This window comes from Streptomyces sp. NPDC058326 (assembly GCF_042879855.1).
GTDB lineage: Bacteria > Actinomycetota > Actinomycetes > Streptomycetales > Streptomycetaceae > Streptomyces.
The window spans coordinates 190,816-216,195 of sequence record NZ_JBHVZO010000013.1 but is presented as its reverse complement, the minus strand read 5'-3'; the positions used below and the strand labels follow the sequence as shown (position 1 = coordinate 216,195).

13 protein-coding genes and 1 pseudogene are annotated in these 25,380 nt (G+C 70.1%); 9 read left to right on the top strand and 5 right to left on the bottom strand.

Going from position 1 to position 25,380, the window contains the following annotated elements; all coding sequences use genetic code 11:
* Window positions 1-58: 58 nt before the first annotated feature.
* Window positions 59-1,288, top strand: a complete 1,230-nt coding sequence (locus ACFVYX_RS23920) for an MFS transporter (RefSeq protein WP_389683477.1) — start codon at window positions 59-61, stop codon at window positions 1,286-1,288.
* Between the two features lie 133 nt (window positions 1,289-1,421).
* Here ACFVYX_RS23920 and ACFVYX_RS23915 read toward each other — a convergent pair whose 3' ends face one another.
* The 3 genes and pseudogenes from ACFVYX_RS23915 to ACFVYX_RS23905 form a co-directional block, all read right to left on the bottom strand.
* Complete coding sequence (locus ACFVYX_RS23915; RefSeq protein ID WP_389683476.1) at window positions 1,422-4,244, bottom strand: glycoside hydrolase family 2 TIM barrel-domain containing protein; 2,823 nt, start codon at window positions 4,242-4,244, stop codon at window positions 1,422-1,424.
* A 157-nt stretch (window positions 4,245-4,401) separates the two neighbouring features.
* A complete protein-coding gene (locus ACFVYX_RS23910; protein ID WP_389683475.1) occupies window positions 4,402-5,751 on the bottom strand; it encodes a PHB depolymerase family esterase in 1,350 nt (449 codons plus the stop codon).
* Window positions 5,752-5,925: 174 nt separating this feature from the next.
* Window positions 5,926-6,411: pseudogene (locus tag ACFVYX_RS23905) on the bottom strand (RICIN domain-containing protein); the annotation flags it as partial.
* A 575-nt stretch (window positions 6,412-6,986) separates the two neighbouring features.
* On the opposite strand from ACFVYX_RS23905, the gene ACFVYX_RS23900 reads away from it, so the two are divergent.
* From ACFVYX_RS23900 to ACFVYX_RS23890, 3 genes are all read left to right on the top strand, one after another.
* Entirely contained in the window at window positions 6,987-8,414 is a 1,428-nt protein-coding gene (locus tag ACFVYX_RS23900) for a non-reducing end alpha-L-arabinofuranosidase family hydrolase (protein WP_389683474.1), read from the top strand.
* 90 nt (window positions 8,415-8,504) lie between these two features.
* Window positions 8,505-10,157, top strand: coding sequence for a glycoside hydrolase family 27 protein (locus ACFVYX_RS23895; RefSeq protein WP_389683473.1), 1,653 nt, complete (start codon window positions 8,505-8,507; stop codon window positions 10,155-10,157).
* Between the two features lie 18 nt (window positions 10,158-10,175).
* Entirely contained in the window at window positions 10,176-11,297 is a 1,122-nt protein-coding gene (locus ACFVYX_RS23890; RefSeq protein WP_389683472.1) for a ricin-type beta-trefoil lectin domain protein, read from the top strand.
* A gap of 115 nt (window positions 11,298-11,412) precedes the next feature.
* Here the strand turns inward: ACFVYX_RS23890 and yicI are convergent, their stop codons facing one another.
* Together yicI and ACFVYX_RS23880 are read right to left on the bottom strand one after the other, a co-directional pair.
* Complete coding sequence (gene yicI / locus ACFVYX_RS23885) at window positions 11,413-13,695, bottom strand: alpha-xylosidase (protein WP_389683521.1); 2,283 nt, start codon at window positions 13,693-13,695, stop codon at window positions 11,413-11,415.
* Window positions 13,696-14,209: 514 nt separating this feature from the next.
* Complete coding sequence (locus ACFVYX_RS23880; RefSeq protein ID WP_389683471.1) at window positions 14,210-17,053, bottom strand: glycoside hydrolase family 3 C-terminal domain-containing protein; 2,844 nt, start codon at window positions 17,051-17,053, stop codon at window positions 14,210-14,212.
* A 334-nt stretch (window positions 17,054-17,387) separates the two neighbouring features.
* Here ACFVYX_RS23880 and ACFVYX_RS23875 point away from each other — a divergent pair, with 334 nt between their 5' ends.
* The 5 genes from ACFVYX_RS23875 to ACFVYX_RS23855 all read left to right on the top strand — a co-directional run bounded on the left by ACFVYX_RS23875 (window position 17,388) and on the right by ACFVYX_RS23855 (window position 25,357).
* Window positions 17,388-19,064 carry an extracellular solute-binding protein gene (locus ACFVYX_RS23875; RefSeq protein WP_389683469.1) on the top strand — a complete coding sequence of 559 codons (1,677 nt, stop codon included), beginning with the start codon at window positions 17,388-17,390 and terminating at the stop codon, window positions 19,062-19,064.
* On the top strand, window positions 19,064-20,143 hold the full coding sequence (locus tag ACFVYX_RS23870; RefSeq protein ID WP_389683468.1) for an ABC transporter permease: 1,080 nt from the start codon (window positions 19,064-19,066) through the stop codon (window positions 20,141-20,143). The genes ACFVYX_RS23875 and ACFVYX_RS23870 overlap by 1 nt, the downstream gene beginning before the upstream one ends.
* Window positions 20,140-21,066 carry a carbohydrate ABC transporter permease gene (locus ACFVYX_RS23865; protein ID WP_389683467.1) on the top strand — a complete coding sequence of 309 codons (927 nt, stop codon included), beginning with the start codon at window positions 20,140-20,142 and terminating at the stop codon, window positions 21,064-21,066. The genes ACFVYX_RS23870 and ACFVYX_RS23865 overlap by 4 nt, the downstream gene beginning before the upstream one ends.
* 101 nt (window positions 21,067-21,167) lie before the next feature.
* Entirely contained in the window at window positions 21,168-23,390 is a 2,223-nt protein-coding gene (locus tag ACFVYX_RS23860; protein WP_389683466.1) for a 1,4-beta-glucanase, read from the top strand.
* On the top strand, window positions 23,390-25,357 hold the full coding sequence (locus ACFVYX_RS23855; protein WP_389683465.1) for a beta-galactosidase: 1,968 nt from the start codon (window positions 23,390-23,392) through the stop codon (window positions 25,355-25,357). Before ACFVYX_RS23860 ends, ACFVYX_RS23855 begins: the two co-directional genes overlap by 1 nt.
* The last annotated feature ends 23 nt before the right edge of the window (window positions 25,358-25,380 follow it).

The window sequence follows — 25,380 nt, the reverse complement described above, 5'->3', positions numbered from 1 at the left end:
GTGAATTCTCAACCAATGCTCGATCGCCCGGGGCTCCGCACCACGGAAAGCGCACCGCATGACCCCGCTCGCCCGGCTCCTCGTGGCCAGTCAGTTCGCCTTCAACGTCGGGTTCTTCGCCGTCCTGCCCTACCTCGCCGACCACCTGGGGGGCACGCTGGGCCTCGGCGGGGCGATGGTCGGATTCGTCCTGGGCCTGCGGACCTTCAGCCAGCAGGGCCTCTTCGTCGTCGGCGGCGCGCTGACCGACCGTTACGGGCCGCGGCCCGTCGTGCTCGTGGGCTGTGCGCTGCGGGTGGCCGGGTTCGTCTGGCTCGCGTTCGCCGCGAGCGTCTGGAGCGTGATCGCGGCGGTGGTCGCGGTCGGCTTCGCCGCCGCGCTCTTCTCGCCCGCCGTCGAGTCCGAGATCACTCGCGAGGCGCTGCGCGTCGAACGGGCCGGTGGCCACCGCCGTACGCGTACCCTCGCCCGCTTCTCCGCCGGCGGCCAGGCCGGAGCCCTTCTCGGCCCGGTCCTCGGCACACTCCTGCTGTACGGGGGCGGGGCGGACCACTTCCGCATCGCCTGTCTCGCTGGGGCGGGCGTCTTCCTCCTCGTCCTGGCGGCGCACGCCCGGCTCATGCCGCGCCGCACCGCTCCACCGGAGCCCCGCGAGGAGCGGCCGGGCACCTGGCGCACGCTCCTCGGCGACCGCCGCTTCCTCCTCCTGTCCCTCGCCTACTCCACCTACCTGCTCGCCTACAACCAGCTCTATCTGGCCCTCCCGGCGGAGCTCGACCGCGCCACCGGCTCCCAGGCTGCCCTCGGCTGGCTCTTCGCCCTCTCCTCCGCCCTGGTCGTCACCGGTTCCGGACCCGTCGAGAGGCTCGCCGCCCGAGCGGACCGGCCCGTCGCGATCCGCACCGGACTGCTGCTGATCGCCGCCGCCTTCGCGGCGACCGCCGTCCTGCGTGCCCAGGACGGGATCTGGGCCGCCCTCGCCTTCACCGTCCTGCTGACCCTCGGCCAGATGCTGGTGCTGCCCGCCACCCGGGCCCTCCTCCCCGACCTCGCGGGCGACCGCCGTCTCGGCCTCGCCACCGGCGCCCTGTCCTCCCTCTCGGGCCTCGTCGTCCTCGCCTTCGGCGCCCCTGTCGGCGCCCTCCTCGAACACGACGGCCCCGCCCCCTGGCTCCTGCTCTCGATGGTTCCGCTCCTCGGCGTCGCCCTCGTCCCGGCCCTGGATCGCGGCTCCGGTGCCACCGTCACGGTGGACGGCGGGAAGCAGGCGTCACCGCGACGTACGTGAGGGTGACCTCAGCCGAGCGGGTCGAGAAGGGGAGCGGGGACCCCGTCTCCTCGGTCAGCGGGGAGCGCCGCGCTGAACGGCGCCGGTCGGCAGGAGGCCCGGCCGCCTGGTGCGGCGGCGGCGAGGGGAGGCGTTACTGGGAGAACGCGAAGTACAGGGTTCGCCCGTAGTCGCCTTTCGCCGTGGTGGGGGCGCCGCTGGGGCCGAGGGCGGCCGGTGGGTCGAACTTGGTGCCGATGGCCGGGATGGCGTCGAGGAGGGAGAGATCGCCCTTCGGGAAGGGCGGCGCGGTGTGGCGGGGGTCGGGGCCGAACCGGGGGGTGAAGAGGCGGAGGTAGAGGTTCTCGTCCTCGGAGACCATGGTGATGCGTCCGGCGGTGGTGTGCAGGGATGCCCAGCGGACGTCGGCGTGGTAGCCCTTGAACTCCGGGTACACCCAGCCGTCGGCGCCGGTCGCGGTGTCGTTGTACTGCTTCGTCCAGACGTCCGTCGCGACGCCGCGCAGCCGGTTCTTCCACACCCTGTGCGGTCCGTGGCCGAGCCAAGTCACGCCGGTCACCTGCGATTCCGGGTGGTCGAAACCGACGCCGAAGAGGTCGTGTTCGCCGGTGAGGTGGTAGCGGTAGTCCAACTGCAGCCAGCCGCTGGGGCGCAGGCTCCACCGGACGTGGCGCAGGACGCCGGAGTACTCGGCCTTCACCGTGTAGCCGTTGCCGTCGGGCCCGTGCGTCAGGCGGGTGAGGACGGCCGTTCCGGTGGTGGGCAGCGGGCCACGGGACAGCGCGAAGTCCCTCCCTCGGTGGCTGACGCCGGCCAGCATGCCCGTCGTGGCGTCGATTGTGACGGTGGTGTGGCGGGATACGAGGATGAGCCTGTCGTCCGCGAGCCGGCCGCGTACGGCTGGTCCCAGGCCCGTCCGTACCAGCCGTCGGGCCTGGTCGGTGGCGGATGTGATGGTCCAGGTCCAGCTGTGGAGTTCGTGTCCGTCGGCGTCGGTGACGGTGAGCGCGACGGCGTCGGCGCGTCGCCAGCTGTACGGCAGGGGCAGGCGCAGTACTCCTTGCGCGCCGGGCCCGATGTCCGGCGCGGTGGCCGTGCCCTGGACGCGCACCGTGTGGCCGTCCCGCCGCTGCGAGGGGGTGGGGAAGTCCAGGAGCCGCCAAGTGAACCGGCAGGTACGTGTGTTGGTGAAGGCGTAGTGATTGGTGAGGTGGATCCGCCCGTCGAAGTCGTCCGGCAGGCCGGAGGTGAACCGGTCGGGCTCGGCGAGTTGTACGGGCGACCAGATGTCCTTGATCGTGTGGAAGCTGGCCTCCTTCTCACGGAAGGGGCCGAGGATGCCGTCGGGTGCGGCGTTGCCCGCCACGTCGACGGCGCCGCCGAGGTCGTCCCGCACGATGCCCTCGTCGATCAGTGACCACAGGAAGCCGCCGGCGGAGAGCCGTTCACGGCCCATCAGCTTCCAGTACTCGTCGAGCCCCGCGCCGGCGCCGCCGTCGTAGAGGCCGTGGAGGAACTCGGTGGGCATGAAGACGTCCCCCCGTTCCCGGAGGATGCGGCGCGTACTGTCGTACGTCTCGTAGTGGTCGGTGTTGATGCCGCCGAAGTTCGCCCAGGGGTGGAGAACGGTGCGCTGCTGGGGGTCGTGGCGGGCGTAGTCGCCGTCGAGGGCGGTGTTCCAGCCGCCTTCGTTGCCGTTGCACCAGAACAGGATCGACGGGTGGTTGACGTCACGGGCGACCATCGAGGCGACGAGGGGTCTGCCTGCCGCCTCGTCGTAGGACTTCTGCCAGCCGGCCAGTTCGTCGAGCACGTACAGCCCGAGTTCGTCGGCGAGGTCGAGGAAGTGCGGGTCCGGCGGGTAGTGGGCCATCCGGACCGCGTTCATGTTCATCTCCTTCATCAGGAGGATGTCCTTGCGGCTGATGCGCGCGCTGGTCGCCCGGCCGGATGTGGGCCAGATGGTGTGCCGGTTGGCCCCCTTGAGGATGACCTTGACGCCGTTGACGTACACACCGTCGCCGGGGCGCACCTCGACGGTGCGGAAGCCGAATCTCTCGTCGACGCGGTGGACGGTGCGGTCGTCGTCGGCGCGGAGCGCGACCTCGACGCGGTAGAGGTGCGGTGTCTCCGCCGTCCACTGCCGGGGGGAGTCGACAGCGGTCCTGAGGGTCACCGTCGTGTCGCCCGGAGCGACGGCCGCGGTGAACGGGGCGCCGACCGGGCGCCCCGAGAGGTCGGTGACCTGGGCGACGAGACGGTCGGCGGAACCGGTACCCGACAGGTGGGCGTCGATCCGCAGCGTGCCGTCGGCGCGGGCGTCGACGGCGATGCGTTCGATGTGCTGGAGCGGGAGCGCCTCAAGATGGACGGGGCGGTAGATGCCGCCGAAGTTCCAGTAGTCCCCGAGGCGTTCGGCCCTGTTGACGGAGTCGTCGGCGGACTCCTTGCTGACGGTCACCTCCAGGAGGTTGCCCTGTCCCGGACGCAGCTTTCCGGTCACCTCGTGACGGAACCGGTAGAAGCCGCCGCGGTGGACGGACCCGGCCGACTCGCCGTTGATCCACGCCTCGGTGTCGGTCATCGACCCCTCGAACACGAGGAAGACGCGCCTGTCACGCCAGTGGGCGGGCGGCGTGAAGGTGTGCCGGTAGCGGCCCTTCTCCTCCGGGCGCAGGTTCCATCCGTAGTTGTACGTACCGTATCCGTGGAACTCCCAGTTGGACGGAACCGGGATGCTGCCCCAACTGCCGCTGCGCCGCCCGCTGGTGCACAGGAAGTCCCAGTCGACCGGGTGGTCGGCGTCCTCTCCGGACAGATAAAGACGCTCGGTGCGCGTCGAGGCGTCCGTTCCGTCGGCCGTCCCGGCGGCCCGGGCCGTGCCCGTGGGAAGACCTCCGGGGAGGACCGCGCCGGCTGCGCCCAGGATCAGAACACCACGGCGTGACAGTTGCATGACATCTCCAGCCTTCAGAAAGCCATTGGGAGGGAACGGAGGGGCGGCGCGCGAAGTCGACGGGTCCGGGTCGGTACGAACGGTCGTCGAAGCGCTTGCGTATGGCTTCTCGAAACCGAGGGCGGCGTCGAGAAGCCCTCAGCCCTGGGCGGTCGTGTCAGCCGAGGCGCCACTGCTGGTTGCTGCCCCCGTTGCAGTCCCACAGTTCGACCAGTGCGCCGTTGGCGGTGGAGGCACCGGTCACATCCAGGCACAGGCCTGACCGGACACTGGTGACGGTGCCGTTGGAGTTGCGGTTCCATTGCTGGCTGGTGCCGCCGTTGCAGTCCCCTATCACGACTTTGGCGCCGGCCGAGGTGCCGGTCGCGTCGAGGCACTTCGCACCGCCGTAGACGGTGAGCTGCTTGGCCGACGTGCTGGTCCAGGTCTGGTTCGTGCCGCCGTTGCAGTCCCAGATCTGCGTCTGGGTGCCGTTGCTCTGCGAAAAGCCGGGTACGTCCAGGCACTTGCCGGAACCGGTGGCGCGGACCGGACCTGTGGTGGTCCCGCCGGTCCCGCCGTCGAGTCCGAAGAAGGTGATGGCCCGGGCCGCCATGCCACTGGCGGGCAGGGAGTGCCCGACACCCTGGAAGCTGTTCGCCTCGACCGGAGCCTGCGTGCCGGCGGAGCCGTAGCGGGTGCGGGTCCAGTGGGACTGCGGGGAGTCGGTGAAGAGCGGGGTCTGGCTCACCCCGAGCACATTGGTCCATTGCTTGATCGATTCACCGAAGTTCGCGTAGTACAGCGCGTCGTCCTCGGTGCCGTGCCACAGCTGCATCCGCGGCCGGGGGCCGGCGTACCCCGGGTAGGCGTTCCGGACGAGGTCGCCCCACTCCTGCGGGGTCTTGCTGATCTTGCCGGTGGCGCAGTCGCTGTTCCAGCCGGAGCCGTTGGTGGTGGCGAAGCAGCCGAACGGCACGCCCGAGAACGCCGCACCGGCCTTGAACACGTCGGGGTAGGCGCCGAGCAGGGCATTGGTCGTCATCGCGCCGGACGAGGCGCCGGTGACGTAGACCCGGCCGGCGTCGGCGTTCATGTTCTGCAGGGTGTACCGGACCATCTGGGCGATGCTCGTGGGGTCACTGCCCCCGTCATGCTTGAGCGCCTGGGGTGAGGAGACGTCGAAGCACTGCCCGCTGACGTTCGCGTCCGGGTAGACGACGACGAACCCGTACTGGTCGGCCAGGCGGGCGAACTCCGTGTTGGCGTAGAAGGCGGGCCCCGTGCCGGTGCAGTAGTGCACTGCCACCAGCACGGCCGGGCGTGCCGGAGCGCTGTCGGGCCGGTAGACGTACATCCGCAGGTTTCCGGGGTTGCTGCCGAAGTTGGTCACCTCGGTCAGTGACGCGGCCGACGCGGTGGTGGCCGAGGCGCCGGTCAGTACGAGCGCCGCGATCAGTGGCGAGATCGCCATCAGCAGGGCCACCAGTACATCCGTGACGCTTCTCTTCGTGGACTTCCGGGACATGACGGTGCCCTTTCTGGAATCCAGTGCCGCCGGGCCGGGGGGATGGCCGGGGTGGTGGTGAAGCGCTTCGACGCTTCCATTGCCCCGGGCGTGGTGTCAATGCCTGGCGCTCCAACTCGGGCTGTCCCGGCCGAACTTTATCGACGCGACGGCTGTGCAGACCCGGGCGCGCCGCGTCCATCGGTGGTCGGCGGTGCCGCTGTCCGCCCACTGCAGGACGGTCGCGTCGTCCGCCGTGGACATGCCCTGGACGCCGAGCACCTTGCCACTGTGGGCGTTGCGGAAGCGGAACGCGGTGCCATCGGTGAGCAGCGTCGGGAGGGAACTGAGCGAGGAGTCACCGTAGTTGCCGGACAGGACGACCGGGCCGTAGGTGATCGCGGAGACGCTTCTGTTGTCGTTGGCCGCCCGCATGACGATCCGCATGGGCAGGCGGACGGTGACCGTGTCGCCGGAGGTCCAGGAGCGGCTCAGGGTGGCGTAGGTGCCGGGGCTGGTGGCGATGTTCTGCGCGACACCGTTGACGCTGATGGTGGCCCCGCTGGTCCAGCTCGGGATGCGGATGCGCATGGCCCAGGTGCCGCTGACGTTGCGGGTGACCTGCACGGTCGTGGTGTCGCTGACGGGGTATGTGCTGGAGAGCGCTTGCGAACATCCCTGGACGCTGGGTGAACCGGTGACGTATGCGCAAAGCGTCCACCCGCCCCTGCGGCCTGGAGTGGCCCCAGGAAATCAGACACTTGGCGGCTGGAAATCTCCCCATCCAGGAGAAGTGATCCAGGGGTGGAATGGTCCCCGTACCTCGAATATCCGAGATACCGAACAGGCCGACTGGTCCGACACGGTCGACGCTGAACGCAAACGGCACCCCATATCGAGGTCAACTTGTGTGCCGGCTCGAAAATTTCGTTATCCGGGCGGGGTGCAATGCGTCGGAGCGTAACTCGTCGGAAACGTTGACGGAGCCTCGGCTCGAATCTATCTTCGGCACGAAGTGTCGCACGTTGTTCGTTATTTCGAACAATCAGGTCCTCGTTCCAGTGGCCGACCAAGCGGACCGGTCGGGCCCGGAGGACGCATGTTTCACCGACAGCGGTGAGACGAGCCCCGGAAACGCGGTACGGCTTCGTCCGGCGGCGCCGGAGACCGGGAACCTCATGCCACCGCGCCCCTGAAGGGGCCCGGTTCCGGGCCGGGGCGCTCGAACCACTTACCCAAGGATGTGAGAGGGCACCATGCGCAGACGCCAAAACCGCCGCGGACATCGGTTCCTGGCGCTCCCCGCCGTGCTCGCGGCTCTGGTCTCGCTGGCGGCGATGCTCGTCGCCGGACCGGCCCACGCGGCCACCAGCGGCGCCTTGCGGGGTGTCGGTTCCGGCCGGTGTCTCGATGTGCCGGGCGCCGGCCGGACCGACGGCACGAACCTGCAGATCTGGGACTGCCACGGCGGGAGCAACCAGCGGTGGACGCTGACAGACGACAATCGGCTGACCGTGTACGGCGGCAAGTGCCTGGACGTTCCGGGCCACGCCACCACGGCCGGGACCCGGCCGGTGATATGGAGCTGTAACGGCGGTACGAACCAGCGGTGGCGGGTCGGCGCCGACGGCACGATCGTCGCCGTGGAGTCCGGCTTGTGCTTGGACGTGTCGGGCGGTGGCGCGGCCAACGGCACCGCGGTGCAGCTGTGGAACTGCCACGGCGGCGCCAACCAGAAGTGGGCCGGCCTGTCCGAGCCGGGCGGCACGTGTGCTCTTCCGTCGACGTACCGGTGGACCTCGACCGGCCCGCTGGCCCGTCCGGCGAACGGGTGGAGCGCGCTGAAGGACTTCACGACCGTGCCCTACAACGGCCAGAACCTGGTCTACGCGACTACGTCCGACGGTTCGTCGTGGGGCACGATGGCGTTCCGTCCCTTCACCGACTGGTCGGACATGGCGACGGCCACCCAGAGCGGGATGAACCAGGGCCTGGCGGTGGCGCCCAAGCTGTTCTACTTCGCGCCCAAGAACATCTGGGTACTGGCCTCGAACGGGTGGGGCACCGCCTGGCCCTTCACCTACCGCACGTCCAGCGACCCCACCGATCCCAACGGCTGGTCCGCCCCGCAGCCGCTGTTCACCGGCAGCCTCCCCGAGTCCGGCCCCATCGATCCGACCCTGATCGGCGACGACCAGAACATGCACCTGTTCTTCGCAGACGACAACGGCAAGATCTACCGGTCGACCCTGCCGATCGGAAACTTCCCGGGCAACTTCGGTTCGTCGTACACGACGGTCATGAGCGACACCGCGAAGAACCTGTTCGAGGCGCCGGAGGTCTACAAGGTCCAGGGCCGGAACCAGTACCTCATGATCGTCGAGGCCCGGGGGGCGAACGAGGACCGCTACTTCCGCTCGTTCACCGCCTCCGGCCTGAACGGTCCGTGGACCCTCCAGGCCGGCAGTGAGAGCAGCCCCTTCGCGGGCAAGGCCAACAGCGGTGCCACCTGGACCGACGACATCAGCCACGGGGACCTGATCCGCGTCAACGCCGACCAGACCATGACCATCGACCCCTGCAACCTGCAGTTCCTCTACCAGGGCTACGACCCCGCCACACCCCAGGGCACCCCCTACCAGCAACTGCCGTACCGACCGGGCCTGCTCACCCTGCAGCGCTGAACCCCGCGGGCACCCGAGCACCAGCTCATGACCCCGCCGATCCGGCCCGTACGGCGGCCCACGCCGTGCGGGCCAGGAAGGAAAAACCCCATGGTTCCCCTGTACCGACGATTACCGCGCCTCCTCGCGGCCGCCACGCTGACGCTCGCCGCCTGCGTCACCGCCACCGCCTCCGTCGGCACGACCGCCGAGGCCGCGCCGGGCAGCCCGGCGCTCACCCCGCCGATGGGCTGGAACAGCTGGAACAGCTTCGGATGCGGGATCACCGAGGCGCAGGTCCGCCAGGCCGCCGACACGATGGTGTCCTCGGGCATGAAGGACGCGGGTTACCAGTACGTCGTCGTCGACGACTGCTGGTTCGACCCGCAGCGCGACGCGGCGGGCAACCTGCGGGCCAATCCGACCACGTTCCCCAGCGGCATGAAGGCGCTCGGGGACTACATCCACGGCAAGGGCCTGAAGTTCGGCATCTACCAGGCCCCCAACGAGAAAACGTGCGCCCAGGGCGTGGGCACCTACCCCGGCTCGACGGGCAGCAAGGGCCACGAGGCCCAGGACGCCGCCGCCTTCGCCTCCTGGGGCGTCGACTACCTCAAGTACGACTGGTGTTCCGGCAACGGTACCCTCAGCGAACAGATCGCACAGTTCACCATCATGCGTGACGCCCTGCGCGCCACCGGCCGCCCGATCGTCTACAGCATCAACCCCAACAGCTTCCACGCCCCCACCGGCGCCACCTACGACTGGGGCGAGGTCGCCGACCTGTGGCGGACGACCGAGGACCTGCTCGACATCTGGCAGAACAACAACACCAACAGCTACCCGATGGGCGTCGGCAACGTCCTGGACATCACCGCACCACTGGCCGCGCAGTCGGGCCCGGGCCACTGGAACGACCCCGACATGCTGGTCGTCGGCCGCCCCGGGCTGTCCCTGACCGAGTCCCGCACCCACTTCGCCCTGTGGGCGCTGCTGGGCGCTCCGCTCATGGCCGGCAACGACATCCGCACCATGTCCGCCGACGTGAGCGCCATCCTGCGCAACCCCCGCCTGGTGGCGGTGAACCAGGACCCGCTGGGCGCGGGCGGACGCCGGGTCCGCGACGACGGCGGCACCGAGGTGTTCGCCAAGCCCCTGGCCGACGGCTCCGTCGCCGTGGGCCTGCTCAACAGGGGAGGAAGCCCCACGACCATCACCGCCACGGCCGCGCAGGTCGGCCTCGCCGGGCAGTCGTTCGCCCTCACCGACCTGTGGACCGGCGGTACGGCGAGCACCTCCGGCCAGATCTCCGCGAGCGTGCCCGCGCACGGTGTCGCCGTGTTCAAGGTGACCGGAGGCAGCCCGCTGGCCGCCACCACCGCACGTCTGCGCGGTACCGGGTCCGGCCGCTGCCTGGACGTGGACCGCGCCGCCACGGCGCCCGGGGCGAAGGCGCTGATCTGGGACTGCCACACCGCCGCCAACCAGCTCTGGACCACGTGGGCCGGTGGCGAGATCCGCGTCTACGGCGACAAGTGCCTGGACGCCTCCAACCAGGGCACCACCAACGGCACACCGGTCGTCATCTGGCCCTGCAACGGCCAGAACAACCAGAAGTGGACCAGGCAGGCCGACGGGTCGGTGCGCAACGTCCACGCCGGTCTGTGCCTCGACGCGAACGCGGCCGGCACCGCCAACGGGACCCCCGTCGCCCTGTGGACCTGCAACGGCCAGAACAACCAGAAGTGGACCACGCTCCCGTAACGCGAGAAAGGAAATTGCATGAGTAAGTCCTGGATGCGGCCGTTGATCACGCTGGTCGCCGCCGCCCTCGGGGTGACCGGGGTGACGGCGGCAGCGGCGACCCCGGCCGGTGCGGCCTCCGCCGCCTCCGACACGCCCCTACGAGTCATGCCGTTGGGCGACTCGATCACCTGGGGTGTGGGAAGCAGCACGGGCAACGGCTACCGGGGCCCGCTGTGGGACAGGCTCGCGGCGGACGGCCATCCGCTGGACTTCGTGGGCACGGGGCGGGCCGGTTCGATGTCCGACCCCGACAACGAAGGCCACTCCGGATACCTGATCGAGCAGATCGCCGCGCTCGCCGACGCCTCGCTGACCCGCTACCGGCCCAATGTCGTGACGCTGCACATCGGCACCAACGACCTGAACCGGTCCCACCAGGTCTCCACCGCCACCGCCCGGCTGAAGTCCCTGGTCGGCCGGATCACCGTCGCCGCCCCCGACGCCACCGTCCTCGTCGCCTCCCTGGTCGTGTCCACCAGCGGATCCGAGGAGCAGTACCGTGCCGCCTACAACCGGGCCATTCCCGGCATCGTGAGCGAGGCACAGGCCGCGGGCAAGCGCGTCGCGTACGTGGACATGAGCGGCCTGACCACGGCCGACCTGGCCGACGCCCTGCACCCCAACGACGCGGGCTACCGGAAGATGGCCGACGCCTTCCACCGCGGCGTCCAGGCCGCGGACAGCGCCGGGTGGCTGAGGAACCCCGCCCCCGCCCCCGCACGCGTACAGTCCGGCATCACCGGCAAGTGCCTGGACGTCAGCGGCGCCGGCACCGCCGACGGGACCGCCGTCCAGACGTGGAGCTGCGGCGGCGGCGCCAACCAGTACTGGTCCGCCTACACCGACGGCACCCTGCGCTCCCTGGGCAAGTGCCTCGACGCCGCCGGCTGGGGTACCGCCAACGGCACCAAGGTGCAGCTCTGGGCCTGCCACGGCGGCGCCAACCAGGTCTGGCAGCCCTACAACGGCGGTTACCGCAACCCCGCCTCCGGCCGCTGCCTCGACGTCCCGGGCTCTTCCCCCGACGGCACACAGCTCCAGCTGTGGGACTGCCACAGCGGCGCCAACCAGAAGTGGACGACCCTGACCGCCGGATGACCGCCGGATGACCGCCGCTCCCGGGATCCGAACCCTGACTGGGCTCGGATTCCGGGAGGGCTCCGGCGTCGGCGAGGAACCGCGCTCAGGGCGGACCCCGCCCCGACCGCCGGGTTCAGGCCGGGTACGGCAGGTCGGCCTCCGAGGTGCCGGCCGGCCGGGTGTGCAACGTCGCGTTCGGGCTGCCGATCCGCAGCTGCCACGGGTGCGGGCTGTCGGTGGTCACGTGGAGGCGGTCGCCCTGGCGGCGCAGGTGGAAGCGGGCGGTCTCGCCGGGGCCGTCGGTGCTGGGGATCACGAGGGTGCGCTCGGCGCCGTCGGTGAAGGCGTGGACCCGTAGTTCGACGCCGTCCGCCCAGGCGGAGACCGGGCGCTGGTCGTCCGCGGCGAGCGGGATGACGGAGTCGGGGCGGGCGAGCAGCGGCAGAGTGTGGAAGCCGTGCTGCTCGCGCACCCATCGGGGGCCGGTGACCTGGACGCCGGTCAGGACGTTGGTCCACGTCCCCTCGGGCACGTAGTAGTCGACCGTGCCGTCGTCGGTGAAGACCGGGGCGACGAGGAGGTCGTCGCCGAGGAGGTACTGCCGGTCGAGCGTGGCGGCGGCCGGGTCGTCGGGGAACTCCAGCACCATGGCGCGCATCACCGGGACGCCGGTGGCGTGCGCCTGCTGCGCGGCGCGCTGGAGGTAGGGGGCGAGGCGGTGCTTGAGCAGGGTGAACGCGCGGGTGACGTCGACGGCCTCCTCGCCGTAGTCCCACGGGACGCGGTAGGACTTGCTGCCGTGCAGGCGGCTGTGCGAGGAGAGCAGCCCGAACTGCACCCAGCGCTTGAACACGGTGGGGGTCGGGGTGCCCTCGAATCCGCCGATGTCGTGGCTCCAGAAGCCGAAGCCGGACAGGCCGAGGGAGAGTCCGCCGCGCAGCGACTCGGCCATGGCGTTGAAGTGGGACTCGCAGTCGCCGCCCCAGTGGACGGGAAACTGCTGACCGCCGGCGGTCGCCGAGCGGGCGAAGAGCAGCGCCTCGCCCTCGCCGTGCACCTCGCGCAGCAGCTCGAAGACGGCCTCGTTGTAGAGGTGGGTGTAGTAGTTGTGCATCCGCTCGGGGTCGGAGCCGTCGTGCCAGACCACGTCGGTGGGGATGCGCTCGCCGAAGTCGGTCTTGAAGCAGTCGACGCCCGTGTCGAGGAGGGTGCGGAGCTTGTCGGTGTACCAGTCGCGGGCGGCGGGGTTGGTGAAGTCGACCAGGGCCATGCCGGGCTGCCACAGGTCCCACTGCCACACGCTGCCGTCCGGGCGCCGCACCAGGTGGCCCTCGCGCATGCCCTCCTCGAACAGCGCCGACTTCTGCGCGATGTAGGGGTTGATCCAGGCGGAGATCCGCAGCCCCTGCTCCTTGAGGCGGGTGAGCATGCCGGCCGGGTCGGGGAAGGTGTCGGGGTCCCAGTCGAAGTCGCACCACTGGTAGCCGCGCATCCAGAAGCAGTCGAAGTGGAACACGCTGAGCGGGATGCCGCGTTCGGCCATGCCGCCCACGAAGCGGTTGACGGTGGCCTCGTCGTAGTCGGTGGTGAAGGAGGTGGTCAGCCACAGGCCGAGTGCCCAGGCCGGCGGCAGCGCGGGGCGGCCGGAGAGGGCGGTGTAACGCTCCAGGACCTGTTTCGGGGTCGGGCCGTGGACGACGAAGAACTCCAGCGACTGGTCCTCGACACTGAACTGGACCTGGCCGACCGCCTCGGAGCCGACCTCGTAACTCACCTTGCCGGGATGGTTGACGAAGACCCCGTAGCCGCGGTTGGTCAGGTGGAAGGGGACGTTCTTGTACGCCTGCTCGCTGCTGGTGCCGCCGTCCGCCTGCCAGATGTCCACGGACTGCCCGTTCTTGACGAACGGGGTGAAACGCTCACCGAGCCCGTACACCAGCTCGCCCACGCCCAGGGCGAGTTGGCCCAGCATGTGGTGACGGTCGGCGGCGTCGGTGACGAAGCCGATGCCGCGCTCGCCCACGGAGGTCAGCACCCGGCCCCCGGCGCAGAACTCCAGGCGCCACGGCTCGGACGTGTCCACCCGCAATGTCAGGTCACCGGCGCTGAGCTCGACGACCGCGCCGTCCCGGTACACCTTGCCCACATCCGGTTGTGCGCCGGGCAGTGCGAACTCCGGCCCCCGGCGCACCGAGCCGGCGTGGTGGGTGGCACGCACCCCGATCACGCCCTCGGCCGGCGACCAGCACTCGACCGTCAGCAGCGCGCTGTTGAGCATGCCGCCGCGGCCGCGCACGTGCTTCACCGGCGCGTAGAGGGTTACCCGGTGCTCGTCGGCCCGGACGTCCGCGACCTCGGTGGCGTAGTGCGCGGTCACTCCGGGACGCATCAGCCAGTAGCCGTCGGTGAACTTCATCGGGTGGTTTCCTCCGTCCGCGCGCGGTGCGCGGTGATCAGGCCCCGGTACCAGGGGTAGTGGTCCTTGGGCGTTCGGGTAAGCGTCCACCCCGGCCGCGACGGCATCCGCGGCGGCGACGAGGTGGTCGGCCGGGCACGCGATCCGGTCCGGGTCGTGGACCAGGCCGTCGGGCGCGAGGGAGTCGTCGTGGGTCGAGCCGTTCTCGGTGCACCTCACGAGCTGAGAGACACCGATTGGTGAAGCGCTTCGACGCTGCCAGCACCTAAGATGTGATGTCAATGCCTGGCAAGAAACAGGCTTCCATTGCCGTAGCCCCCCTTGCCTTGTCAGAAGCTCCTCGCTGCCTTCCCTGTAGGTGGAGCGCTTCGATCCCCTGTCGGGACGTCTCCTGCCATGAGTCGACCCCCGGAGTCGGCTGCCGAGCAGCGACACCACCGCGACTGGTTCGGGCGCCGGCCCGTCGGCGCCACCCGCCGCCACGGCGCGGGCAGCTGGGGCCGAGGGGGGGAGCTCAGACGGCGAAGTCGACGCGCGCGAGTCGCACCGGGCCACGCAGTCCGAGGCGGACGTCGTGCACACCGGCCGCAACGACGACGGGAGCGCTCACCGTGGCGTAGTCATAGGGGCCGGCCGTAACCGGGGAAAGCGTGAGCACCGCCAGCACCGGACCGTCACCCAGCGAGAGTTCGACCGTGCCCTCGCCCGCGGCCTCCACCGTGATCTCCGCGGCCCCTTCTCCGAAGTCACAGTCACGGAACACCAGCTCGCCCCTCAGCCCGCTCACGGGGGTGACGGAGTCACCCGATGTCTTCGCCCGGTCCACGATCTCCGTGTCGCTCTGATCGTCGAAGTCCACCGCGTCCAGGCCGCCCACCATGACCGGCCGGGGGACGGACGGCTCGCCGTCCAGGCCGACGGTCCGGGCCAGGCGGATGTCCTCGCTGGATGTGCCGACGAGGATCTCGTAGAGGCCCGGTGCCACCCGGTGACGTCCCTGCGCGACGTCCCAGAACGCGAAGGCCGACATCGGCACCCGGAAGGCGATCTCCGTGACCTCCCCGGGCGCGAGCGTCACACGCCGGTGCGCGGCCAGTTCCCTGCGGGGGCGTGGCACGGACGGCTCCACGGCCCGGGTGTAGAGCTGGGCGACCTCGTCCGCGATGACATCGCCGGTGTTGGCGACCGTGAAGGACGCATGCAATGTCCCGTCCTCGACGCGAGTCGTGAGGCCTTCGTAGGAGAAGGACGCGTACGACAGGCCGTGGCCGAACGAGAAGAGGGGCGTGCCCTCGAAGTAGAGGTACGTCTGGCGGCCGCCGATCACGTCGTAGTCGAGGAGACCGGGCAGGTCGGAGTCGTCTGCGTACCAGGTCTGCGGGAGGCGGCCGGCGGGGGAGACGTCGCCCGCCAGGATCCGGGCCAGGGCGCTGCCGGCGGCCTGGCCGCCGTGGGCCGTCCACAGCAGCGCCGGCACCTCCGCGTGATCGACCGCGTACGGGTACGCCGAGACCAGCGCCAGCACCGTGTTCGGGTTGGCCGTGCGGGCCGCGCGCAGGAGGCGTTCCTGGTGGGCGGGGAGGGCCAGGGTCGTACGGTCCTCGGTCTCGCGTCCGTTGATGTGCGGATCGTTGCCCGCGACCACCACCACCGCGTCAGCCTGCGAGGCGACCCTGCTCACCGCGTCCTCGCCGCTCTCGACGACGACGACCTCGAAGATCTCCCCGTTCCCGTCGGCAACCTTCAGGCCGTCGGCGGCGACAGAGAGGGGGCGACCCGTACCGATGTGCCGAAGGAGGTGGCCGTTCTCGTGCGGTTCCAGGCGGAACGTCTCCTGGACGAACCAGCCTCCGGGCTGGTCGGCGGAGGCTCGGACATATCCGTCCTCGGCGACGGAGAGATACCGGCCGTCGGGGGCGCGCAGGGTCAGCACGCCCTCGCCCCAGTCGATGAGGGAGAGCTCGGTGCCGGTCGCCTCGGCGGTGAGCGGGGGCAGGTCCGTCCGGCCCGCGAGCAGGGCCGGGTCGAGGGCGCCTTCGGCACCGCGCACCTCGTCGTCGGCGTCCGCCTCCGGGACGTGCAGGAAGGCTCCGGCCGAGGTCTTCAGCAGGATCCGGTCCACGCCCTCCGCGAACCGCACGCGCTCCGATCCGAATCGCTCGGACAGACCCGCCAGCGGAGTGCAGCGGCGCAGGAGCGTGCCGCTGTACCAGTCGAGCTTGCACTCGTCGGCGAGCAGGCCGACCACCGCCAGCCGGGTGCCGGGCGCGAGCGGCAGCAGGCCACCGCTGTTCTTGAGCAGCACGACCGCCTGCTCGGCCGCCTCTTGCGCGAGGGCCCGGTGCTCCGGGGTGTCGAAGGCCGTGGTGAGCGCGTGCGGGTCGTACTCCGGGTCGAACTCGCCGAGCCGGAAACGGACCGAGAGGTGGCGGCGGACCGCCGCGTCGACGTCCGACTCGGTCAGCAGGCCCTGCTCCAGGGCGCCGCGGACCCGTGCGGTGATCTTCGAGCTGTCGGCGCCGTGGTCGGTGAAGCTGTCGACGCCGGCCAGCAGCGCGGCGGCCGTCGCCTGCTCGTGGGTGTCGAAGTAGTGCTCGGAGTCGACCAGGTTGGAGGGCGCGCCCGCGTCCGAGCAGACAAGGAGATCCTCGTCGGTCCAGGTGCGCAGATGCTCGCGCAGATAGGGCGAGACGTGGTTCGGGCGGCCGTTGACCAGGTTGTACGCCGGCATCACCCCGGCCACGGCGCCCGCCTCGACCGTCTCGCGGAAGGCGCGCAGGTCGTATTCGTGCAGGACGCGCGGGCGGACCGAGGAGGATGTGACGTCGCGGCCCGTCTCGTTGTTGTGGGCCAGCCAGTGCTTGAGGACGGGTGCGGTGCGCCAGTACGTCGGGTGATCGCCGCGCAGGCCGTGCGTGTAGGCGGTGGCGATGGCCGAGGTGAGCTTCGGGTCCTCCGAGTAGCCCTCCTCGTTGCGGCCCCACAGAGGGTGGCGGAGCAGGTTCACGGTCGGGGACCAGACGTTCAGGCCCACGCGGTCGTCGCGGACGCGCATCGCGCGGACCTCCTTGGACACCGCCTCGCCGACCCGTCGTACGAGATCCGTGTTCCAGGTCGCGCCCAGGCCCACCGCCTGCGGGAAGACGGTGGCCGGCCCCATCCAGGCCACGCCGTGCAGGGCCTCCTGGCCGGTGCGGAACGCGGCGACGCCGAGCCGCTCCACGGCGGGCGCGAACTGGTGCAGGAAGCCGATCTTCTCGTCGAGGGTGAGCCGCGACAGGAGGTCGTCTACGCGCTTCGCGAAAGACAGCTGCTGATCGCGGAAGGGCAGTGATGTGTGCGGTGTGTGTGCGGACACGTGGGTTCCCCTTGAGGTGGAGCGGCGAGTTCGCTTGAAGCGCTTCGATGCTCATCAGGTCCCAGGGTGAGTGTCAAGAGAGCGGCACCATCGCATCAAGCAGGGTGTACAGAGAGCGGACAAGAGTCGCCTCCTGCCTCTCGGAGGAATCTTGGAAGCGACCCTTGTGTGCCTCTGGGTGTTCACTTAACCTCACTGCAACATCGAAGCGCTTCGACTTCGCGTCGCGTCGCAGTGGTCGGATGTCCGCTTTCAGCTCAGCCAGTTCCAGTCACGACACCGCAGCCGACGGCCCACCGCCGGGTGTCCAGGTGCGCCACGAAGGGTTGACGCAATGACGCCGAATGCCGCCTCCTCCGGACTGAGCCGGAGAAGCTTCCTCGCCTCCACGGCGGTCGCCACCGCAGCGGTGGCCGGGGGAATGCCGCTCCTCACCGCCTGCAGCGATTCGGGGAGCGGCGGGTCGCGCGAGGGCGCCACGTCGGGCAAGGCCGCGGACAAGCTGCTCCCGACCTATGTCGCCAGCACGGTCGCCAAGCCGGACATTCCGTCGAAGAACGGCTCGTCAGCGGGGTACACCAGCAAGGTCGACCTCGCGACCCTCGCCTCCTCGGTCCCGACGAGGCTCGGCACCGGCGCTCCCATCGAGATCATGGCCCCGCTCTGGGGCACCCCGCCCAAGCCCGGGTGCGCGTACTACACGGCGCTCGACGCCGCGGCGGGCACGAAGATCACCTGGCAGAACCAGGACGGCAACACCTACGGCGAGAAGCTCGGTGCCGTTCTCGCCTCAAGCTCCATACCCGACATGGTGGTCGTGCCGAGCTGGGAACTGGTCGGCAAGATCTCGAACGCGGTCACCGCGAAGTTCATGGATCTCGGCCCCTACCTGGCGGGCGACAAGGTCAAGAAGTACCCGAACCTGGCCGCGATCCCGTCCGACTCCTGGCGCATGAGCATCTTCGGTGGCGCGCTGCGCGGTATCCCGATGCCCGCTGCCGCCGTGCCCAACATCGTGCCCTTCTACCGCAAGGACGTCTTCGACAAGAAGGGCTACACCGTTCCCACGTCGGCCGACGAGTTCCTCAGCTGGGCCAAGGAGGCCACCAGCGCCAAGGCCAAGGTGTGGGCCTGCGGCGACATGAGGTGGTCGGCGGCAGGCATCTTCGGTGTCCGCCCTGCCGGGTCGCTCGGCTGGAACATCGGGGACGACGGCAAGCTGACGTACCGCATCGAGCACCCTGAGTACCTCGAACATCTGGAGTGGGTCCGCAAGCTGTTCGCCGCGGGCGTCGTCCATCCCGACGACAAGGCGAACACGGGCGACCCGAGCCAGCGGTTCACCTCCGGGCAGATCCTGGTCTACAACAACGACATGTCCTCCTGGTACGGCAAGACCGCCGAACAGGCCAAGTCCAACCCGGACTTCGAGATCTCCGGCATGGACTTCTTCGGCGCCGACGGGGGCAGCCCGACGCTGTACGCCGGTCAGCCCGCCGGCATCTGGTCGATGATCCGCAAGGACGCCTCGAAGGAGACGGTCGAGAACGCGCTGGCCGCCGCCAACTTCGCGGCCGCACCCTACGGCACCAAGGAGCGGATGTTCGTCGACTACGGCGTCGAGGGCACCCACTACACGGTCGAGAACGGCGCCCCGGTCAAGAACGACCTGGGTGTCCAGGAGGTGAACAACGCCTGGGTGCTGCTCGCGGCCCCGGCCCCCTACACCGCCCACCCCGACCTCCCCGACATCACCCGCATGCAGGTCGAGTGGCAGCAGCGGCAGGGCGCCTTCGTCAGGAAGACGTCCACCTACGGCATGAACATCGTCGAGCCGACCCGATTCGCCACCCTCTCCAGCCAGTTCGAGCAGCTGGAGATCGACTTCGTGCGCGGCAACAAGAAGCTCTCCGACATCCAGCAGGCCATCTCCACCTGGAAGTCCTCCGGCGGCGACAAGTTGCGCGACTGGTACAAGGAGCTCCTCGACAAGAACGGCAGCGGCAACTGATGTCCGTCACGGCCGGGAGCAGGCCCGACGGGACGCGACCCCCCGCGGCCGTCGAAGAGCCGAGGGCCGCCGTCGCCGCGGCCACCGTGAAGGAGAGCGTGCCGCGCAGGGCACCCAAAGCCGCCAAGGCCGGCAGGGCCGCCAAGGCCGCCAAGGTCCCCTTCCGAGTCCGGTGGCGCCGCGACCGCGCGCTCGTCCTGATGACGCTGCCCGTCATCGCACTGCTCCTGCTCTTCAACTACGTCCCGCTGCTCGGCAACGTGGTCGCCTTCCAGGAGTACGACCCGTACGTCTCCAGCAACGGCATCACGGCGATCTTCCACAGCCCGTGGGTGGGCATGGAGCAGTTCTCGCGGATGCTCGACGACCCGCTGTTCTGGAGCGCCACGAAGAACACCATCGTCCTGTTCGTGCTCCAACTGGTGCTGTTCTTCCCCGTCCCCATCGTCCTCGCGCTGGTCATCAACAGCGTGATCCGGCCTCGGGTCCGGGCCGTGGCGCAGGCGATCATGTATCTGCCGCACTTCTTCTCGTGGGTCCTCGTCGTCACCGTGTTCCAGCAGATCCTCGGCGGCGCGGGCATCATCGCGCAGACCCTGGAGAAGCACGGGTGGAGCGGCTTCGACCTGATGACCGACGCTGACCTCTTCAAGTATCTGGTCACCGCGCAGGCCGTGTGGAAGGACGCCGGCTGGGGGATCATCGTCTTCCTCGCGGCGCTGTCCGCCGTCAGCACCGACCTGTACGAGGCCGCCGCCATGGACGGCGCGGGGCGCTGGCGACGCATGTGGCACATCACGCTGCCCGCGCTGCGCCCGGTGATCGCCCTGCTCCTCGTCCTCAGGGTGGGCGACGCGCTGAGCGTCGGATTCGAGCAGTTCCTGCTCCAGCGGTACGCGGTCGGCGCGGGGGCCAGCGAGGTCCTCGACACATATGTATGGAACATGGGTATCCAGAACGGCGACTTCAGCTACGCGGCCGCGGTCGGCCTGGCCAAGGGACTCATCGGAGTCTGTCTCGTCCTGGGCGCGAACAAGTTCGCGCACCTGCTGGGCGAGCAGGGGGTGTACAAGAAGTGAGCCTCAACACGCAGCTCATCCGTAGCCTCAGGGCTCCCGCCCGCCCTGTGTGGGAGGAGCCGCCGAGCAAGGCGGGACTCGCCGCCAAGGGCGGTTTCCTCGTGCTCTCCTGCCTGGGGGTGCTCGGTCCGCTGTGGATCGTGATCGTCACCAGCCTCTCGCCGAAGCCCGTGATTGACCAGGCCGGCGGCCTCGTCGTGATCCCCCAGGGCATCACCTTCGTCAACTACACGGAACTGCTCAGCGGAGGCCAGGTCAGCCGGGCGATCATGGTCTCGGTCGGTGTCACGCTCTTCGGCACGCTGTTCTCGATGACGGTGTCGGTGCTGGCGGCCTACGGCCTGTCGCGGCCGGGGAGTCTGGGCCATCGGTTCTTCCTGATGGCGATCATGGCGACCATGTTCTTCGGGGCCGGCCTCATTCCGACGTACCTTCTGGTGCAGTCGCTGGGCCTCACCGACACCTATCTGTCGCTGATCCTGCCGAGTGCCGTCAGCGTCTTCAACATCCTCGTCCTGCGGGCCTTCTTCATGGCGATCTCACCCGAACTCACCGAGTCCGCCCGCATCGACGGGGCCAGTGAGACGCGCATCCTGCTGACCATCATCATGCCGCTGTCGCGCGCGGTGCTGGCCGTCATCTCGCTGTTCTACGCGGTCGGGTACTGGAGCGCCTGGTTCAACGCGTCCATCTACCTCAGCGACCAGCAGATGATGCCGCTGCAGAACGTGCTCATCCAGCTGGTCCAGAAGAACACCGAGGCGCCGACCGGCCTCCAGCAGGCGGTCCGCACCGGCCAACTCTCCTCCCTGGGACTGCAGATGGCCGTCATGGTCCTCGCGCTGATCCCGGTCGCGGTGGCCTCCCCGTTCGTCCAGCGGCACTTCAAGAAGGGCATGCTCACGGGAGCCATCAAGGGCTGACGCCCTCTGGTCGCGCCCATGCCGCGGAGCCGCACATCGACATGGCCCGCGCCCTGATCACAGCTCGAATCTCCCCTTTCGTCTCAGGACCGAGGTATGTCATGAGTACGTTCCACCTCAGCAGGCGCTCCGTTCTCGCCGGTTCCGCTGCCGCCGCCGCGGTCGTCTCCCTGCCCGCGGTTTCGGGGCAGGCGCAGGCCGCCGCCCCCTCGGCCGTCGCCGAGAGCGGCTACCGGTGGCGCGGCGCCGCCATGGGCGGCACCGGGTTCATCAGCGGGGTGCTGTTCCACCCGTCGGTACGAGGGCTCGCCTACGCCAGGACCGACATCGGGGGCGCCTACCGCTGGGACGACCGCACCGACCGCTGGATCCCGCTGACCGACCATCTCGGCTGGGACGACTGGAACCTCCTCGGCGTCGAGGCCATGGCTGTCGACCCGACCCACCGGAACCGGCTGTACCTGGCCCTCGGCACGTACACGCAGCCTTGGGCCGGCAACGGGGCCGTGCTGCGGTCCGAGGACCGGGGTGCCACCTGGCAGCGCACGGACCTCACCGTGAAGCTCGGAGCCAACGAGGACGGGCGGGGATGCGGTGAACGGCTCTTGGTCGACCCGCGGAACTGCGACACGCTGTGGCTCGGCACCCGGCACGACGGTCTGCTCAAGTCGACTGACCGAGGCGCCACTTGGCAGCCCGCGGCCTTCCCGGCCACAACGAGCGCCACCGGCCAGGGCATCACCCTCCTGGTTGCCGCGGGCCGTACCGTCTACGCCGGCTGGGGCGACTCCGACGGCACCGCCGACCGCCCCAACCTGTACCGCACGTCCGACGGAAAGACCTGGGAGCCCGTCCCCGGGCAGCCGACCGGCACCGCCGCCAGGGTGCCGATCCGCGCCGCGTACGCCCGCCTCACCCGCGAGCTGTACGTGACGTATGCCAACGCCCCCGGCCCCAACGGTCAGTCCGACGGCAGCGTGCACAAGCTGCTGACAACGAACGGGAAGTGGACCGAGGTCACCCCCGTGAAGCCCGGCGGGGTGACGAGCGACGGCGGGACCGACGCCTTCGGCTACGGCGGCGTCGCCGTCGACGCCCGTCGGCCGGGGACGCTCGTCGTGTCCACCAACAACCGCTGGTCCGAGATCGACACCGTCTTCCGTTCCACCGACGGCGGCCGCACCTGGACGTCCCTGAAGGACGAGGCCGTCCTCGACGTCTCCGAGACCCCCTACCTCAAGTGGGGTGGCGACAAGCCCAAGTTCGGCTGGTGGATCCAGGCCCTCGGCCTCGACCCGTTCGACTCCCGGCACGTCGTCTACGGCACCGGCGCGACCCTGTACGGCACGCGCGACCTCAGGCGCTGGGCGCCGCAGATCCGCGGCCTGGAGGAGACCGCGATCCTCCATCTGATCTCGCCGCCGGTCGGAGAGGCGCATCTGATCAGCGGCAACGGCGACATCGGCGTGATGTACCACGAGTCGCTCACGGCATCCCCCTCGCGCGGAATGGCGTCGAACCCCGTGTTCGGTTCCACGACGGGGCTCGCCCAGGCCGCGGCCCGACCCTCGTATGTCGTGCGCACCGGCTGGAGCGGGAGCGCCAACGGCGCCTGGTCGAACGACGGCGGACAGACCTGGTCGCCCTTCGCGTCACAGCCGGCCGCCGCCAAGGACGCGCCCGGCCCGATCGTCACCAACGCCGACGGCGGTGTGCTTCTGTGGTCCCTCGGGTCCTCGAACGGCACCGCCAACCCGGCGTACCGCTCGACGGACAACGGCGCCACCTGGTCCGAGGCCACCTCCGTCCCGAAGGGCGCCGTCCTGGTCGCCGACCCCATGGACCCGACGCTCTTCTACGCCTACGACACGACCGCCGGCACGGTCCACGCCAGCACCGACAGCGGCCTGACCTTCACCGCCACCGCCACCGGCCTGCCCTCGGGCGACGAGCAGTTCCAGCTGACCGCGGCACCGGGGCGCTCCGGTGATCTGTGGCTCAGCGCGAAGGAGGCCGGGCTGTACCGCTCCACCGACAGCGGCGCCACCTTCACCAAGGTCGGCAGCTGCCGGTCCTCGCACACCCTGGGCTTCGGCAAGGCCGCCCCGGGCGTTACCTACCCGGCGATCTACATGGTCGGCGCGACCGAGGGCTTCAACGCCGTGCACCGCTCCGACGACGAGGCGAGGAGCTGGGTGCGGATCAACGACGACCAGCACCAGTGGGGCTGGATCGGCCGGGCCGTCACCGGAGATCCGCGCGTGTACGGCCGGGTCTACCTCGGCACCAACGGGCGCGGCGTGCAGTACGGGGATCCCGTCTGATGCCCGGCCTGAGCGACGCGACCCGCGGCCGCCTTCTCTTCGGCGGCGACTACAACCCGGAGCAGTGGCCCGAGGAGACCTGGCACGAGGACGTCCGGCTGATGAAGGCGGCCGGGGTCAACTCGGTCACCCTCGGCGTCTTCTCCTGGTCGGTGCTGGAACCGGAGCCCGGCGCACGGGAGTTCGGCTGGCTGGACACGCTGATGGATCTGATGCAGGCCAACGGCATCGGCGTCGTCCTCGCCACCCCGACCGCCTCGCCCCCGCCCTGGATGGGCCGACTGCACCCGGACACCCTGCCCGTCACCGAGGACGGCCGCACCGAGTGGTGGGGCGGCCGGCAGCACTTCTCGCACTCCAGCGCCACCTATCGGCGCTACGCCGCCGCCATCACCGAGGACCTCGCCGCCCGCTACGCCGGCCATCCGGCGCTGACGATGTGGCACATCAACAACGAGTACTGCACCTTCGACTACGGCGACGAGGCCGCGACGGCGTTCCGTCGCTGGCTGCGAGAGAGGTACGGCACCCTCGACGCCCTCAACGAGGCCTGGGGCACCGCCTTCTGGAGCCAAGGTTACGACACCTGGGACGGCATCCTGCCGCCCCGCCTGCCCCACTACATGCGCAACCCCACCCAGGTGCTCGACTTCAGGCGCTTCACCTCCGACATGCTCCTGGAGTGCTACGTCGCCGAGCGGGACATCGTCCGCCGCCACACCCCGGACATCCCGGTCACCAGCAACTTCATGCCGCTGTGGATGGGGCAGGACGCCTGGCGCTGGGCCGAGGAGGAGGACGTGGTCTCCGTCGACATCTACCCGGATCCGCGCGACCCGCTGGGCGCCCAGAGCGGCGCCCTCGTCCAGGACATGACCCGCTCCCAGGCGCGCGGGTCGTGGATGCTCATGGAGCAGGCCGCCGGGCCAGTCAACTGGCGGGGCGTGAACCACCCCAAGCCCCGGGGCCTCAACCGGCTCTGGTCCCTGCAGGCCGTGGCCCGGGGTGCCGACGCCGTCTGCTACTTCCAGTGGCGGCAGTCCCGGCAGGGCGCGGAGAAGTTCCACTCCGGCATGGTCAGTCATGCCGGGGAGGAGGGCCGGACGTACCAGGAGGTCAAGCAGCTCGGCGCGGAGCTGGAGCGGATCGCCGCCGAGGCGGTCGGCCGGACCATCACCGCGGACATCGCGATCCTGCACGACTGGCACGCCTGGTGGGCCGGCGCCCAGGACGGCCGCCTGTCCGGCCGGGTGGAGTACCCGGACGTCCTGCGCGCCTGGCACCGAGCCCTCTGGCAGGCGCACCTCACCACCGACTTCGCCCACCCCGAGCACGACCTGACGCCGTACTCCGTGGTCGTCGTGCCGCAGCTCTATGCCCTCACCGACGCGGCGATCGACCAGCTCCTGGCCCATGTCCGCCGGGGCGGCACCCTCGTCTGCGGCTTCCAGACCGGCGTCGCCGACGAGGACGACAGGGTCCGCGCCGGTGGCATGGACCACCGGCTGCGCGAGCTGTTCGGCATCCGCACCCTGCACGAGTGGTGGCCGCTGGACGTGGGGGAGACCGTCACCTGCGAGGGCTTCACGGCGTCCCTGTGGTCGGAGGAGCTGGAGGCCGACGGCTCCGCCGAAGAGACCGTGCCGTACAAGGGCGGTGAACTCGACGGCCTGCCCGCTGTCCTGCGCAAGGGCCGGGCCTGGTACGTCTCCACGCTCCCGGAGCCGGAGGCGCTGCGCGACCTGCTGGCCCGGATCGCCTCCGCCGCAGGGGTCCGGCCGGTGCTCGACGGCCTCCCCGAGCAGGTCGAGGCCGTCCGCCGGGGCGGAGCGCTGTTCGTGCTCAACCACGGCCGCGAGCCGGTGACCGTCGAGGTACCCGGCACTCACCACGATCTCCTCACGGGGAACGTCGTCACCAACCGGGTCACCCTCGGCCGCTACGGCGTGGCGGTGCTCCGGCCATGACCGCTGTCGAGGCCCATCCACGG

Coding starts and splice junctions, on each gene's coding strand:
- ACFVYX_RS23920 (WP_389683477.1), top strand. CDS start 59: ATGACCCCGCTCGCCCGGCTCCTCGTGGCCAGTCAGTTCGCCTTCAAC.
- ACFVYX_RS23915 (WP_389683476.1), bottom strand. CDS start 4,244: ATGCAACTGTCACGCCGTGGTGTTCTGATCCTGGGCGCAGCCGGCGCG.
- ACFVYX_RS23910 (WP_389683475.1), bottom strand. CDS start 5,751: ATGTCCCGGAAGTCCACGAAGAGAAGCGTCACGGATGTACTGGTGGCC.
- ACFVYX_RS23900 (WP_389683474.1), top strand. CDS start 6,987: ATGCGCAGACGCCAAAACCGCCGCGGACATCGGTTCCTGGCGCTCCCC.
- ACFVYX_RS23895 (WP_389683473.1), top strand. CDS start 8,505: ATGGTTCCCCTGTACCGACGATTACCGCGCCTCCTCGCGGCCGCCACG.
- ACFVYX_RS23890 (WP_389683472.1), top strand. CDS start 10,176: ATGAGTAAGTCCTGGATGCGGCCGTTGATCACGCTGGTCGCCGCCGCC.
- yicI (WP_389683521.1), bottom strand. CDS start 13,695: ATGAAGTTCACCGACGGCTACTGGCTGATGCGTCCCGGAGTGACCGCG.
- ACFVYX_RS23875 (WP_389683469.1), top strand. CDS start 17,388: ATGACGCCGAATGCCGCCTCCTCCGGACTGAGCCGGAGAAGCTTCCTC.
- ACFVYX_RS23870 (WP_389683468.1), top strand. CDS start 19,064: ATGTCCGTCACGGCCGGGAGCAGGCCCGACGGGACGCGACCCCCCGCG.
- ACFVYX_RS23860 (WP_389683466.1), top strand. CDS start 21,168: ATGAGTACGTTCCACCTCAGCAGGCGCTCCGTTCTCGCCGGTTCCGCT.
- ACFVYX_RS23855 (WP_389683465.1), top strand. CDS start 23,390: ATGCCCGGCCTGAGCGACGCGACCCGCGGCCGCCTTCTCTTCGGCGGC.